General features: G+C 64.0%; 16 protein-coding genes. 5 read left to right on the forward strand and 11 right to left on the reverse strand.

Going from position 1 to position 13575, the window contains the following annotated elements:
* Positions 1 to 2: 2 nt before the first annotated feature.
* Genes trpC through FJW05_RS03765 form a run of 3 tightly spaced genes read right to left on the reverse strand, consistent with a single transcriptional unit; the run spans position 3 to position 3723 of the window.
* On the reverse strand, positions 3 to 815 hold the full coding sequence (gene trpC / locus FJW05_RS03755) for an indole-3-glycerol phosphate synthase TrpC (RefSeq protein ID WP_140627877.1): 813 nt from the start codon (positions 813 to 815) through the stop codon (positions 3 to 5).
* Positions 816 to 820: 5 nt separating this feature from the next.
* Positions 821 to 1831: an anthranilate phosphoribosyltransferase gene (gene trpD, locus FJW05_RS03760; protein ID WP_140627880.1), complete on the reverse strand. Its 1011-nt coding sequence runs from the start codon at positions 1829 to 1831 to the stop codon at positions 821 to 823.
* Positions 1828 to 3723 (reverse strand): peptidylprolyl isomerase, encoded by a 1896-nt coding sequence (locus FJW05_RS03765; RefSeq protein ID WP_140627883.1) that lies wholly within the window; start codon positions 3721 to 3723, stop codon positions 1828 to 1830. Before FJW05_RS03765 ends, trpD begins: the two co-directional genes overlap by 4 nt.
* Positions 3724 to 3866: 143 nt before the next feature.
* On the opposite strand from FJW05_RS03765, the gene tpiA reads away from it, so the two are divergent.
* From tpiA to FJW05_RS03790, 5 genes are all read left to right on the forward strand, one after another.
* Positions 3867 to 4634, forward strand: a complete 768-nt coding sequence (gene tpiA / locus FJW05_RS03770) for a triose-phosphate isomerase (RefSeq protein WP_140627886.1) — start codon at positions 3867 to 3869, stop codon at positions 4632 to 4634.
* Between the two features lie 336 nt (positions 4635 to 4970).
* The gene (gene secG / locus FJW05_RS03775; protein ID WP_140627890.1) at positions 4971 to 5471 is read left to right on the forward strand and encodes a preprotein translocase subunit SecG; all 501 of its coding nucleotides are present in this window, start codon (positions 4971 to 4973) and stop codon (positions 5469 to 5471) included.
* A 210-nt stretch (positions 5472 to 5681) separates the two neighbouring features.
* A complete protein-coding gene (locus tag FJW05_RS03780) occupies positions 5682 to 6809 on the forward strand; it encodes a L,D-transpeptidase (protein ID WP_140542387.1) in 1128 nt (375 codons plus the stop codon).
* 148 nt (positions 6810 to 6957) lie between these two features.
* A complete protein-coding gene (locus FJW05_RS03785; protein ID WP_140542386.1) occupies positions 6958 to 8595 on the forward strand; it encodes a CTP synthase in 1638 nt (545 codons plus the stop codon).
* Positions 8596 to 8613: 18 nt separating this feature from the next.
* A complete protein-coding gene (locus FJW05_RS03790; protein WP_140627893.1) occupies positions 8614 to 9159 on the forward strand; it encodes a DUF1697 domain-containing protein in 546 nt (181 codons plus the stop codon).
* A gap of 147 nt (positions 9160 to 9306) precedes the next feature.
* On the opposite strand, the gene FJW05_RS27635 is transcribed toward FJW05_RS03790, so the two are convergent.
* From FJW05_RS27635 to FJW05_RS03830, 8 genes are read right to left on the reverse strand one after another with little or no spacing between them, the layout of a single operon-like run.
* Entirely contained in the window at positions 9307 to 9534 is a 228-nt protein-coding gene (locus FJW05_RS27635) for a GDCCVxC domain-containing (seleno)protein (protein WP_140627896.1), read from the reverse strand.
* Positions 9531 to 9812 (reverse strand): cation transporter, encoded by a 282-nt coding sequence (locus FJW05_RS03800; protein WP_140627899.1) that lies wholly within the window; start codon positions 9810 to 9812, stop codon positions 9531 to 9533. Before FJW05_RS03800 ends, FJW05_RS27635 begins: the two co-directional genes overlap by 4 nt.
* Before the next feature lie 11 nt (positions 9813 to 9823).
* Positions 9824 to 10201, reverse strand: coding sequence for a mercuric transporter MerT family protein (locus FJW05_RS03805; RefSeq protein ID WP_140627902.1), 378 nt, complete (start codon positions 10199 to 10201; stop codon positions 9824 to 9826).
* Positions 10198 to 10851: an NrsF family protein gene (locus tag FJW05_RS03810; RefSeq protein ID WP_140627906.1), complete on the reverse strand. Its 654-nt coding sequence runs from the start codon at positions 10849 to 10851 to the stop codon at positions 10198 to 10200. Before FJW05_RS03810 ends, FJW05_RS03805 begins: the two co-directional genes overlap by 4 nt.
* Positions 10848 to 11453 carry a sigma-70 family RNA polymerase sigma factor gene (locus FJW05_RS03815; RefSeq protein WP_140627909.1) on the reverse strand — a complete coding sequence of 202 codons (606 nt, stop codon included), beginning with the start codon at positions 11451 to 11453 and terminating at the stop codon, positions 10848 to 10850. The genes FJW05_RS03810 and FJW05_RS03815 overlap by 4 nt, the downstream gene beginning before the upstream one ends.
* Positions 11450 to 11932 carry a DoxX family protein gene (locus FJW05_RS03820; protein ID WP_140627912.1) on the reverse strand — a complete coding sequence of 161 codons (483 nt, stop codon included), beginning with the start codon at positions 11930 to 11932 and terminating at the stop codon, positions 11450 to 11452. Before FJW05_RS03820 ends, FJW05_RS03815 begins: the two co-directional genes overlap by 4 nt.
* Entirely contained in the window at positions 11929 to 12723 is a 795-nt protein-coding gene (locus FJW05_RS03825) for a DNA-binding domain-containing protein (protein ID WP_140627915.1), read from the reverse strand. The genes FJW05_RS03820 and FJW05_RS03825 overlap by 4 nt, the downstream gene beginning before the upstream one ends.
* Complete coding sequence (locus FJW05_RS03830) at positions 12707 to 13570, reverse strand: DUF692 domain-containing protein (protein WP_140627918.1); 864 nt, start codon at positions 13568 to 13570, stop codon at positions 12707 to 12709. The genes FJW05_RS03825 and FJW05_RS03830 overlap by 17 nt, the downstream gene beginning before the upstream one ends.
* Positions 13571 to 13575 lie beyond the last annotated feature (5 nt).

Raw genomic sequence — 13575 nt, forward strand, 5'->3', positions numbered from 1 at the left:
CCTCAAACGGCCTCGGCACGGGCCTTGCCGGTGAGCAGCCGTTGCGTGGCGGCGGCCACGTCGGCCTGCCGCATCAGGCTCTCGCCGACCAGGAACGTGCCGATCTTGCTCTTCTCCAGCCGGCGGCAATCCTGATGCGTGAAGATGCCGCTTTCGCTGACCAGCAGCCGATCCGCCGGCACCATGGCCGCCAGCCGCTCCGAAACGTCGAGGCTGGTTTCAAAGGTTCTGAGATCGCGGTTGTTGATGCCGATCAGCCGCGACGAGAGGCGGAGCGCGCGTTGCATTTCGTTTTCGTCGTGCACCTCGACCAGAGCGTCCATGCCGAGCTCGAAGGCGGTCGCCTCAAGGTCCTTGGCAAGCGCGTCGTCGACGCTTGCCATGATGATCAGGATGGCGTCGGCGCCCCAGGCGCGTGCTTCGTAGACCTGGTAGGGATCGAACAGAAAATCCTTGCGCAGAGCCGGCAGGCGCACCGCTGCCCGAGCGGCCGTCAGGAATTCGGGAGCGCCGTGGAAAGACGGGGCGTCCGTAAGCACCGAAAGGCAGGCGGCGCCGCCTTTCCGATAGGCGTCGGCGAGCGCCGGTGGATCGAAATCCGCGCGGATCAGGCCCCTGGAAGGGCTGGCCTTCTTGATTTCGGCGATCAAAGCGAAGCCGCCGTCTCGGCGCTTGGCCTCCAGCGCGGCAAGGAAGCCGCGCGGCGGCTCGGCGTCCCTGGCCTTCGTCCTGATCTCGGCGAACGACACGGCGAGCTTCGCCGCGGCGATCTCTTCACGCTTGTAGGCTTCGATCTTGCGCAGGATATCGGACAAGGGGTCTAACCGTTCGAAATCTCGATGAGCTTGTCGAGCACCGCAAGCGCGCGGCCGCTGTCGATCGCTTGCGCCGCCGCCGCGATGCCGTCGGCCAGCGTCGTCACCTTGCCGGCCACAACCAGCCCGGCGCCGGCATTCATCAGCACCGTATCGCGATATGCGCCGGCGGCTCCGCCAAGCATATCGCGCAATTCCTTGGCGTTGTAGGCCGCGTCGCCGCCGCGCAGCTCTTCCTTTGTGTGCCGCTTCAAGCCAACGGCTTCCGGCGTCAAGGTGAAGCTGCGAATCTCGCCGCCGGCGAGCTCCGCCACCTGGGTCTCGCCGGTGGTGGTGATCTCGTCATAGCCGTCGCCATGGACGACCCAGGCGTGATCAGCGCCCAGCGCCTTGAGCGTCTCGGCCACGGGCATGATCCACTCCGGCAGGAACACGCCAACCATCTGGCGGCTGACGCCGGCGGGGTTCGACAGCGGTCCGAGCAGGTTGAAGATGGTGCGCGTGCCGAGCTCGACGCGGGTCGGCCCGACATGCTTCATCGCCGGATGATGCGCCGGCGCGAACATGAAGCCGACACCCGCCTCATGGATGCAGCGGCCGATCGTCTCCGGCGGGATGTCTATTCTGACGCCCAGCGCCGTCAGCACATCGGCGGAGCCGGTCAGCGAGGACAGGCCGCGATTGCCATGCTTGGCCACCGGCACGCCGGCCGCGGCGATGACGAAGGCCGAAGCGGTCGAGATGTTGACCGAATGCGAATTGTCGCCGCCGGTGCCGACGATGTCGATGGCGCCTTGCGGCGCCTCGACGCGCAGCATCTTGGCGCGCATCGTAGCGACCGCGCCGGAAATCTCGCCCACCGTCTCGCCGCGCACGCGCAGCGCCATCAGGAAGCCGCCGATCTGGCCGGGTGTCGCGTCGCCCGACATGATGATGTCGAACGCCTCGCGCGCTTCCTCGAAGGAAAGCGCGGTGCCCGTGGCGACCTTGGCTATGTGTGTCTTGAGAGCGCTCATCGTGTCTGTGCTTGCGAAACCGCGTTCGGATCGATGCGAATGTCATATTGCGACTGCAACTGCGCCACCAGCTGGTCGAGCAGATCGTCGGACATGCCGGCGCCGAAGGATTTCTGCGCGTCGTCCGGCACCGCGCTGCCATCGGCGCCCGCCGGCTCGAAGACCTCGGCGACCTTGAACAGGATCTGGCCGTCGCCGGTGGGCGAGGGGATCAAACCAGTACCGCCTTCGCCGACGCCGAACATGGCCGCGGCGCCTTCCTTGCCGAAATCGGCATCGTCGGCTTCGCGCTTCAGGCCGCGTTTGGTCTGCTTGTCGAGCTTGAGCTCGCCGGCGATGACGTCGAGCGCGGTGCCTGCCTTGAGGCGCTTCTCCAGTTCCTGAGCCTTGGCGTCGAGACGCTTGTCGGTCTCGGCCTCTGTCCAGTCGGCGACGACCTTCTTGCGGACTTCATCCAACGTGCGGTCGCGCGCCGGCGTGACCGACTGCACTTCGTAGAAGACGAAACCGTTGCCGGCAGTCGTCAGGCCTTCGTTCTCGGTATTGGGCTCCGCCGCGAACACCGATTTGATCAGCTCGGCCGATTCCGGCAGGTCGTTGACGATCGTGCCGTCCGGCCGCTGGCCGGTACGGTCGATGGCGTCGATGGTGACGACCTTGAGCTTCAACTTCTCGGCGGCCTGGGCCAGCGAGGCGCCCGAGGCGCGGGTGTCCTCGTAGCTGTCATGCACATCGAGCAGGATGCGGCTTGCCTCGCCAAGCGCCAGGTCCTTGCGGATCTGGCCGGACACTTCCGACAGCGGCTTCACCACCTGCGGCTTGATCTCGGTGACGCGCAACAGCACGGGACCGAAGGCGCCCTGGACGACCTGGCTCACCTCGTTGGCATTGAGCGAGAAGGCGGCATCGGCCACCGCCTTGTCGGCGATCTTGTCCTTGGCAAGCGTGCCGAGCAGCGTGTCGGCCTGCGTCTTGCCTTCGGCGGTGACGAGCTTGTCGAAGGTAGCGCCAGCCTTCAGCGAATCCAAAGCGGCCTTGGCCGCATCCGGCGTCTTGAACACCAGCTGCTCGATGGTACGCATCTCGGGCGTCGTGTAGCGCGCGATGTTCTTGTTGTAGTCCTCGCTGATCTGCTGGTCTGTCACCGCGGACGGATCCATGATGTCCTGCGGCTCCAGCCGGACATAGGAGAACTTGCGGTATTCCGGCGCGGCATAGTTCTTCTTGTTGGCGTCGAAATAAGTTTTGAGGGCGCTGTCGGACGGCGCCTCGATCGGCTGCACCAGCGTCTTCGGCAGCACGACATAGTCGATCGTGCGATCCTCGCCGCGATAGAGAGAGACCGCTTTCAGGAAGGTCTGCGGAACCTTGAGGCCGTCGGAGATCGCCTCGACGATCTGCTGGCGCACGGCCACCTGCGAGCGGTTCCTGAGATAGTCCTCGGGCCGCATGCCGAGCTGGCGCAGCAGATACTCGAAGGTGCGGCGATCGAACTGGCCGCCGGGGCCCTTGAAGGCCGGATCCTCGCGCGTCAGTTCGGCCAGCCGATCCTTGGAGAGGCCGAGCCCGAGCTTGCGCGCCTGTTCGTCCAGCACGGCGCCCGAAACGAGCTGCGCCAGCACCTGATTGTCGACGCCCAGCAGCTTGGCCTGTTCGTGGGTGACGCGCTGGCCATATTGCTGCGACAGAAGGTTGAGCTGGCGGTCGTAAGCGAGGCGGTACTCGTTGATCGAGACCTCCGTGCCGCCGGCCGTGATCACCGCGTGATGGCCGCCCAGCACGCCACCCACCATGCGCGTGGTCGCGCCCCAGGCGAGGAAACTCACCACCAGCAAGGACAGCAACGCCTTCGCGACCCAGGTGCCTGCCGCGCTTCTCAATATACTAAGCATGCATACTTCCGATTTTTGCGCATTTTCGCGTGCGCCGAGTCTGAAACAAGCGCAATAGCGCCCTTCCGGCCCACTGTCGATTGCTTTGTGACCTGATTTTGGTAGTGAGGGCGCTGCTTAATGTCGCTCGGAGAACGCGCCCCATGACCCCTGGAATCCGCCCGCTTGTCGCCGGCAACTGGAAAATGAACGGCACCAGCGCCTCGCTCAACGAGCTGCGGTCGATAGGCAACGGGTTCATGAGCGGGCTCGACGCGGAGACCGAAGCGCTGGTGTGCGTGCCGGCGACCTTGCTGCAGCGCGCCGCCGAGATCCTGTCGCGCACGCCGGTGCGTGCCGGTGGAGAGGATTGCCATCCCAAGGAGAGCGGCGCCTTCACGGGCGAGATTTCGGCCGAGATGCTCAAGGATGCTGGCGCGAGCCACGTCATCGTCGGCCATTCCGAGCGCCGCGAGCTGTTCGGCGACGACGATGCAATAGTCCATGCCAAGGCGTCGGCGGCCTGGCGGGCGGGGCTGGTGGCCATCATCTGCATCGGCGAGACGCGCGCCGAGCGGGAGGCGGGCGCCACGCTTGATGTCCTGTCGCGCCAGCTTGACGGTTCCGTGCCGGCGAGCGCCACCGCCGCCAACACCATCATCGCCTACGAGCCGGTCTGGGCGATCGGCACCGGCCTGACGCCGACCGCGGCCGATGTCGCCGAGGCGCATGCGCATATCCGGGGCAAGCTGACCGCGCTGTTCGGCGATACCGCGGCCAGGACGCGCATTCTTTATGGCGGCTCGGTCAAGCCTTCCAACGCGGTGGAACTGCTCAGCGTCGACAATGTCGACGGCGCGCTGGTCGGCGGCGCCAGCCTGAAGGCAGCCGATTTCCTGGCCATAGCGGAAGCTTATATGAACATGGCTTAGCCTGCGTTGATATTCAGGTGATGCCGGCCTGCGAACGATGATTTCCTGCGCTTCCGGCCTCCGCCGGCCGAAGCCCTCATAGGTGTCTCAGCCCTATAAGGGCTACGGCCGGCGTAGGCCGGTTCTCGAAAACCAACGTTTCCGGCTCGGCCTGACCTGAATCTCAACACACCCCAGCCCGTCTCCCAGGCTCGCGCGGGCTAAATCGTTGTAAAGGCCGCATTGCTTCCCATATTCCCGGCCACGGGCTTGGAAATGCCGCCAAAGCATTGTAAGGAGCCGCCTCCAAATCATCGGTCGCATGCGCGCTCGCGCAAGGCCTCGCCAGGATAAATTATGGAAACCGTACTGATCGTCGTCCACCTCATGGTCGTGCTCGCCCTCGTCGGCGTGGTGCTGCTGCAGCGCTCCGAAGGCGGCGGCTTGGGCATCGGCGGCGGCTCCGGTTTCATGACCGCTCGTGGCGCCGCCAACGCGTTGACCCGCGCCACCGCGATCCTGGCGGCAGCCTTCTTCGTGACGTCGCTGGCGCTGTCGATCCTTGCCCGCTACGGCGAAAAGCCGATCGACATCCTCGACCGTCCGGCAACGTCCAGCCAGGGCAACGGCGTGCTCAACCAGCTGCCGGGTTCCAATGGGCCGGTGGGCACTTCCAAGCCCGCCGCTCCGGCTGGCGGCTCTGCTCCCGCGGCCCCGGCTGGCGGTGCGACGACCACCACGCCGCTTGCCAACGGCACCACCGCGCCGGCTCCGGCCACAACGCCCGCGAATCCGACCACCGCGCCGGCGACCAACGGCGTCACCTTGCCGGTCACCCCTCAGGTTCCGAACCAGTAGCCGGACAAGCACCGCCGCGATCTGTTGTTCTTTGAACACAGTCGCGGCAAATGCGCCCCCGATCACGAAGATTCAACCGGGCGTGTCGCCTGCCTCAGCTTGAGGCGATGACGGCTAATCGATTATAGATTGCGCGCGGCACTTTTGGCGTCCTTGGGGGACGCCGGGCGACGCCGTGGGCAACACGCATCGAACGATCGGATCTTCGCCATGCAGCTTCGCAGCTTCATCATTTTGGGAGTCTGTGCCGTCCTCGGCATGGGTTCCGCGGCCCTTGCCGGACCGGCAACCATGGTCTCCTCCCCGTCGGTAGAGAAAACCGACGCCATTCCCGCTGCCGCCGCCAAGAGCGACGCATCGCAGCTGAGGCTTCTCAAGAAGAAGAAAAATCCGACCTCGGACGATCTCGCGCAGATCGGCAGGCTCGAGGCCAAGATCGACGCCGACAAGCAGGCGGCAAAGGATAAGGCGCTCGAGGCTCGCAAGATGGCCATGCGCGAGGCCGCCAAGGCCAAGGCTGACGCGGCGCGCCAGGAATGGTTCGCCAAGAAGGGCACTGCCGCGCCGGCTGAGGTCGCCGACGCCAAGCCGGCCAAGAAGACCACCAAGATCATCGCGCCGCTGGATCCGGTCGCGCAGATCATTCCGGTCAAGGCCGAGGAGCCTATCCCGGCCGAGGCCATGAACATCACCGCTACCGGCAACAATGGCGAGTTGCGCAGTGAGCAGCCCGGCCAGAAGCAGACGAGCAGCGGCGGGCTATTTGCCGGCCTCTTCGGCGGCTCGTCGGTGAGCTCGATCAGTTACCTGCCCGAGACCCGCGCGCTTGATTCGGCGCTGGCCAAGAAGGCCGCCAAGCGGCCGTTCAAGGTGAAGCCGGAATTCGTGCCGCAGGACGTCACTTTCACCGGTTATGAGCCGGGCACCATCGTCATCGACACCAGTGCGCGCCGCCTCTATCTCGTCGAGTCGTTTTCCACGGCACGCCGCTATGCCATCGCGGTCGGCCGCGAAGGCCTGCAGTTCAAGGGCACGGTAGCCGTCGGCGACAAGCAGGAATGGCCGCGCTGGATACCGACGCTCGACATGCAGAAGCGCGAGCCGAAGCATTACGGCCAGTACAAGGACGGCATGCCCGGCGGCGGCGAGAACCCGCTCGGCGCGCGCGCCATCTATCTCTATGACGGCAAGAAGGACACGCATCTGCGCATCCACGGCACAATCGCGCCGCAGTCGATCGGAACCAGCGCCTCCAATGGCTGCTTCCGCATGATCAACGAGCACGTCATGGATCTCTACAGCCGCGTCAAGATCGGCACGAAGGTCGTTATTATCTAAGGCTTTCCATCAAACTGCCGAAAGGGCCGGCATCGCCGGCCCTTTTGTTTTGACTGAATCCAAGCCCGTGCGGGCCCCGGCGCCATTTTGGGAAAAAGCCTTCGCGGCGGTTTTTTCTCTGGCGGAATCAATCAGGCCGCGTTAAGCGATGACTCCCATGGCGCGATATGTATTCATCACAGGCGGCGTGGTTTCCTCACTCGGAAAAGGCATCGCCGCAGCAGCTCTTGGGGCTCTTCTGCAAGCGCGGGGCTATCGCGCGCGGATCAAAAAGCTCGATCCTTATCTCAATGTCGATCCCGGGACGATGTCGCCGTATCAGCACGGCGAAGTGTTCGTGACCGATGACGGCGCCGAGACCGACCTCGATCTCGGCCATTACGAGCGCTTCACCGGGCGCTCGGCGAACCAGCAGGACAACATCACCACCGGCCGTATCTACAAGAACATCATCGAGCGCGAGCGGCGCGGCGACTATCTCGGCGCAACCGTGCAGGTGATCCCGCACGTCACCGACGAGATCAAGCATTTCGTGCTGGACGGCAATGACGACTACGACTTCGTGCTGTGCGAAATCGGCGGCACGGTCGGCGACATCGAGGCGATGCCGTTCCTGGAAGCGATCCGACAGCTCGGCAACGACCTGCCGCGCAACAACGCCGTCTATGTGCATCTGACGCTGATGCCCTACATCCCGACGGCCGGCGAACTTAAGACCAAGCCGACGCAGCATTCGGTCAAGGAACTGCGCGGCATCGGCATCGCGCCCGACATTCTTTTGGTGCGCGCCGACAGGCCGATACCGAAGGAGGAGCGCCGAAAGCTTTCGCTGTTCTGCAACGTGCGCGAAAGCGCCGTTATCCAGGCGCTGGACGTGCCGCATATCTATGACGTGCCTCTGGCCTATCACCAGGAGGGCCTCGATTCGGAAGTGCTGGCGGCCTTCGGCATCGACCCGGCGCCGAAGCCGCGCATGGAGCCGTGGCAGAAGCTTTCCAACCACATCCACAATCCGGAAGGCGAGGTGACGATCGCCATCGTCGGCAAATACACCGGGCTCAAGGACGCCTATAAATCGCTGATCGAGGCGCTGTCGCATGGCGGCCTTGCCAATCGTGTCAAGGTCAAGCTCGACTGGATCGAAAGCGAGATCTTCGAGAAGGAAGACCCGGCGCCGTGGCTGGAGAAGGTGCACGGCATCCTCGTTCCCGGCGGCTTCGGCGAACGTGGCTCGGAAGGCAAGATCCTGGCGGCCAAGTTCGCCCGCGAGCGCAAGGTGCCTTACTTCGGCATCTGCTTCGGCATGCAGATGGCCTGCATCGAGGCGGCCCGCTCGCTGGCGGGTGTCGACCATGCGTCGTCGACCGAGTTCGGCCCGACCGACGAGCCCGTCGTCGGCCTTATGACCGAGTGGCTGAAGGGCAATATGCTTGAGAAGCGCAGGGCCGCAGGCGATCTTGGCGGCACGATGCGGCTTGGCGCCTATCAGGCCGAGCTCGCCAAGGGCTCGAAGATAGCGGATATCTACGGCGACACGCAGATTTCCGAGCGCCACCGGCATCGCTACGAAGTCAACATCGACTACAAGCAGCGGCTCGAGGATTGCGGCCTGGTGTTTGCCGGCATGTCGCCCGACGGCGTGCTGCCCGAGACGGTCGAATATCCCGACCATCCATGGTTCATCGGCGTGCAGTATCACCCCGAACTGAAGAGCCGGCCGCTCGACCCGCATCCGCTGTTCGCGAGCTTTATCTCGGCTGCGGTGGATCAGTCGCGGCTGGTTTGAACCGACAGCGAACAAGCCGTGCGGACCTATGTCGCGCTGCTCTACAGCATCATCCTGGGCGAGGGGCGGCGGGTGGTCATGTCCGACCTGAAGGCCATGGCGGAAAATCTCGGGCTGAAAAACGTCCGCACCCTGGTGGCGACGGGCAATCTGGTGTTCGAGACGCGCACAGGCGAGCTTTCAAAGCTCGAGCGGCGGCTGGAAAAGGCGTTCGAGAAAAGCTTCGGCCGGCATGTCGACATCATCGTGCGCGGTGCCGATGACTGGCTGAAGCTTGCCGCCGCCAATCCGTTTCCGGACGAATCAGCGGACACGGCCGATCAGGTTGCGGTGCGCGTGATGCGCGAGCCGCTGCCCGCGGACACCGTCGAAGCACTCCAGGCCTATGCCGCCGCCGATGAGAAAGTATTCCTGGTGGACGGCGATATCTGGCTTGTCTTCTCGCGTGAGCGGCCGAGCTCGCGGCTGCTTGCCGCGGCCAATCACAAGCGCCTCGGCATCGGCACGTCGCGCAACTGGAACACGGTGCGCCGTCTGGCGGAGATGGTAGGCAGTAGGCAGTAGGCAGTAGGCAGTAGGCAGTAGGCAGTAGGCAGTAGGCAGTAGGCAGTAGGCAGTAGGCAGTAGGGTGGCGTCTTCTATTGCCTAATCCCTACTGCCTACTGCCCTGTTTCAGGCCTTGGCGATCCTTGCCCCGGCACCGCCGATGCCTCAGCAGCAATGATGGTGGCCGGCAGCATCGGACTGTCGCTCTTCCTGTTTCGGCGGACAGGGGTGATCGCCGAATGAGCAGAATACGCAGCAATCGCCCGGTAGGGGCTTGAGGATGATCTTGCAGCTTTCGCATTCGTAGAAGTGCAGGCAGGCATTGGCAGGCATTGTCTCGCTTCTACGGTGGCCGCAGCCGGGACAGGTGATGGTGCTTGTAACCTCGATCATTGCTCGTTCACCAATGCTGCTGGATAGCCCGCATTGGCGGAAGCATCGGCGATCGACGCGGTGCTCGTCTTGCGGTCGTCGAAGACGACAGTTGCAGTCTTGGCGCCGACATTGGTCGAAACCGAGACAATGCCGTCGAGGTGCCTGATTGCGGTCGTAACGGTGATCGGGCAGAGCGGACAGGTCATGTCGGGCACCGAGAATGTGGCGGTGTGTTGTGCTGCGACGGCGGGCACCGTGGCTAGGAGCGGGACAACAATTGCAATGGCGACGCGCATGGCGGGATCTCCTACAAATTAAGCCGTCCGAAGACGTCGACTGCCGCCGCCGCCACTGCAATGAGGCTCGCGGCCAACAGGACGAATTGGGTGGAACGGCGATAGACCGGACTGGCGCAAAGTGAACCGGCAAGGCAGGCCGCCTCATTGCGGCGATAGCGCCAGAATCCAACACCGATCGAGACGGCCGCGAGGGTGAGGAAGTATGGCTGGTAAGGCGCCAGCGCGGTGAGGCGCGCGATCCAGGCGCCACTGATTCCCACGAGAGCGAAGGCGAGAGGGAGCACGCAGCAGGCGGAGGCGAGGAGACCTGCCGAGAGGCCGCCAAGAGCGAGCGACAGGGCAGCCCGCGATTTCGCCAGGTTGCTGACGGGCAATGGTCCGCTCATTGTGGCTTCTCCGAGGCGTTCGATACAAACAGGCTGATGGCGCCGCCCGACAACACGATCAACGATCCGGTGCCGAGATTGAACATCAGAATCTCGATGCTGGCGTCGAGCGGATGGAAAAGGGTCAGCGCAGCCGCGGTGATCCCAGCAACGGAAAGACTTGCAGCCAAGATCACTGGCGCCGGGTCGAAAAGAGCGGCATGGCGAAGCATGAGCGCCAAGGCGAGCGATAAAGGCAGGCTGGTCAGCACCAACGTCGCAATGCAAGAAGCCATCTCACCGGGAGGTGCGCCGGGAACCAGCGGTGTCCAGAAGTTCAGACATTGATAGCCGATCGAGAAAAGCCACAGGGCAAGTGACGGAAGGGGCAGCCACAGCCAGTGACGTGAACGCCCAGGAAGGCTGACGAGGAATGCCGCGAATGCGGCAAGGATGCCGGTGAAGACGGCCCCCGTGAGGCTTAAAGCGAAGCGGATCTCGGCCAGACGAACGAGCAGGCCTGGCCGCCAGCCGTGGGCTGTGGCGATCATGGTGAGGATCAATGCGGCGAGAACCAAGAAACCGGTGGCCCGCAACAGCGGCGGACGGAGCCGCCTCACCGGCCTCAGATTGGCGGCAAGCGCGGAGATGAGATCATCCGTGGGAATCATGTTTCACTCCCGCCAGAGAAGAAGCTCCGAAGACGCCGGATGGCGCGGTGGGTGGCGACTTTGAGCGCCGCCACGCTCATACCGCTCGCCGCCGAGGCCTCCTTCAGCGATAGTCCCTCGATCTTGGTAAGCCGCAAGGCTTCACGCTGACCGGGGGGAAGGCGTTCGAGGGCCGCGGCAATCTCATGGATATGTGTCATGTGCTCAAGGTTCGCGGACCGATCGGCAAAGGTTTCGTGGATGGGGTCCGATTCCGTTTCCAACGCCCTGCGGCGACCCTGGCGGCGCAGACGGTCGATCAGCCTGCGTTTGGCAATGGCCGTGAGCCAGGGACCGAACGGTCGCGCCGGATCATAGGTCGCACGCACAGCGTGCAGCGTCAGCAGTATATCCTGCACCGCATCCTCGACATCGCTGGGATTGCGGTGACAGCGCACCGCGTGAGCGCGCAGGTATGGCGCAATGCTCTCGAGGAGCCGCCGATAGGCATTGGCATCGCCGTCCTGGGCCCTCGCCATGAGGATCGACCAATCCAGCTCCTGCACCTGCGGCGGAAGAGCGGCTTCGCCCCGCACAAGTTTCAGTGCAGGAGGGGTGGTCATTGCCGATACGCCTCCGAAGCAAATCGTCGCGCGATCAGCCAGTCAACGGAAATGGGCCCTGCGCCAAGGGCAATGATGGAGATCGCCATAGCGGCCCAGGGCAGATGGAAGTTGGCCCAACCGTCGGGCACGACAAGTTGGATGATACCGGTCATGACAAGCATCGCCAGCGCGGCAAAGCGGGTGGCGAGGCCCAGAACCAGCAGCACCGGCAAACTGATTTCGGCGGTCGCGACCAGATAGGCCACGGCATCGGGCACGGGGAAACCATACTCGGCGCCGAAGATGTGCAACTTGAACTCCTCTTCGAACAGATAAATGGTGCTGTCCGAGAGCTGCAGGAAGCCGTCCCAGCGGGTGAGGCCGGAGCGGAAAAACGGCACCGCGAGTGCTGCTCGCAGAAATAGGGGCGCTACGGCCATGGCTACCGAGGAAAGCCACGCCGTCAGCGTACGGATCAGGTTCGGAGCTGACATCATGACGGCTCGTCTCCGGTATCCGGTTCAAGGCTCCAACCGATGAAAGCGCCGGCTTCAATCAGTCCGGCCAACATCGTCCTGAGATCGAAGTGCTGGGTGGCTTCGAGCACGGCTATCGTCGCGGCCACCACTGGCTTGCCGGCGCCTAAGGTCCTGATGAGGGCCGCAGCTCCCACCGGCAGCTGGCGCACGACGACTTCTGCTCCCGGGCGGATGATGAGAGCATCCTCACCACCTGCCTGGAGATCGACAGCAGCGGGCTCGCCGCCGGCAATGTTCATGCGCCAGATGGTGAGGGCGGGAAACTGCGATTGCGTCACCCGGAGCGAAGGGTGGAGCGCCAGCCGGATCTCGCCCAGGCGGCCCTGATCGACGGCGAGGAGATCATTCGCCGAAAGCGGCTCCGCATCGGCCGCGTGATAGGCCTCGATCCAGGCGCGCTCGATCCTCGCCACGTCAGCGAGATAGGGAAGTGTCGCTGCGGGCTCGAACCCAGCGATGAATTCGGGGAGGCCTGCACCATAGTCCAGCATGACAGGGCGCTGCGGTGGATGGGCGGTTGCGAATTGCCCCGTCATGGCGCGGAAGAATTCATCCCCGATGATGCGATGAACGGCCGGGTAATTTTCCTTCAGTGTCTCGATGAGGCCGGCCACGACATTGTTGCGATAGACCGCGAAGCGGCGCGGACTTGGCAAGCCGTCGGGTCCCACGAGGCCTTGCGGCGTGGCACGAGCAGCGTCAAGCAAGGCCAGCGCGAAGTCCCGTTGCTGCTCAGCCAGCCCTTGCAAGGCGCACCTCCTGTCCCGGCGCGTGAGACTTCATGGACGCTTCGGCCCGCATGGCCTCGGCATGCAGCTCACTCCATGATGGTAAATCGGCGTCCCATTCGATCAGCGTCGGCGTGGGACCAAGCTTGCCGATCGCGTAGGCGTAGAGTTCCCAAACCGACGGGTCGACCGGCCGGCTGTGGGTATCGATGAGCAGCGGCCTCTGTTTCTCGTCGGTTTCCGGCGTGAAGCCGGCAAGATGTATCTCCTGCACGGCGCCGAGCGGATAGGCGTCGATATAGGCGAAGGAGTCCCACTGCTGATTGGTCGAAGCGACGTGGACGTTGCTCACATCGAGCAGCAGTCCGCAGCCGGTGCGCCGTTGCACCTCGGCGATGAAATCAGGCTCGGCATAGGTGCTTTCTGCAAAGGCGATGTAGGTGGAAGGATTTTCCAGCAGCATCTGACGGCCAAGTGTTTCCTGCACTTCGTCGATGTGTGAGGCGATGCGCTGGAGCGTTTCCATCGTGTAGGGCATCGGCAGGAGATCGTTCAGAAACGCATCGTCGTGGCTCGACCATGCAAGGTGCTCGGAGAAAAGGCCCGGCTGATAGCGGGCGATCAGGTCTTTCAGGCGCCTCAAATGGTCTTGGTCGAGGGGCCCTGCCGCGCCGATCGACAGACCGACACCGTGCAACGAAAGAGGATATTGCTCGCGCACCGCAGCAAGGTACCGGTGCGGTGGTCCGCCCGCTCCCATGTAGTTTTCGGCATGGACCTCGAAAAAGCCGATGTCCGGCCCGGTTTCCAGGATCTCGCGGTAGTGCTGCGGCTTAAGTCCTACTCCGGCACGCGGAGGAATGTTCATGGTCG

The organism is Mesorhizobium sp. B2-9-1 (genome assembly GCF_006439455.1).
In the GTDB taxonomy this organism is placed as follows: Bacteria; Pseudomonadota; Alphaproteobacteria; order Rhizobiales; family Rhizobiaceae; genus Mesorhizobium.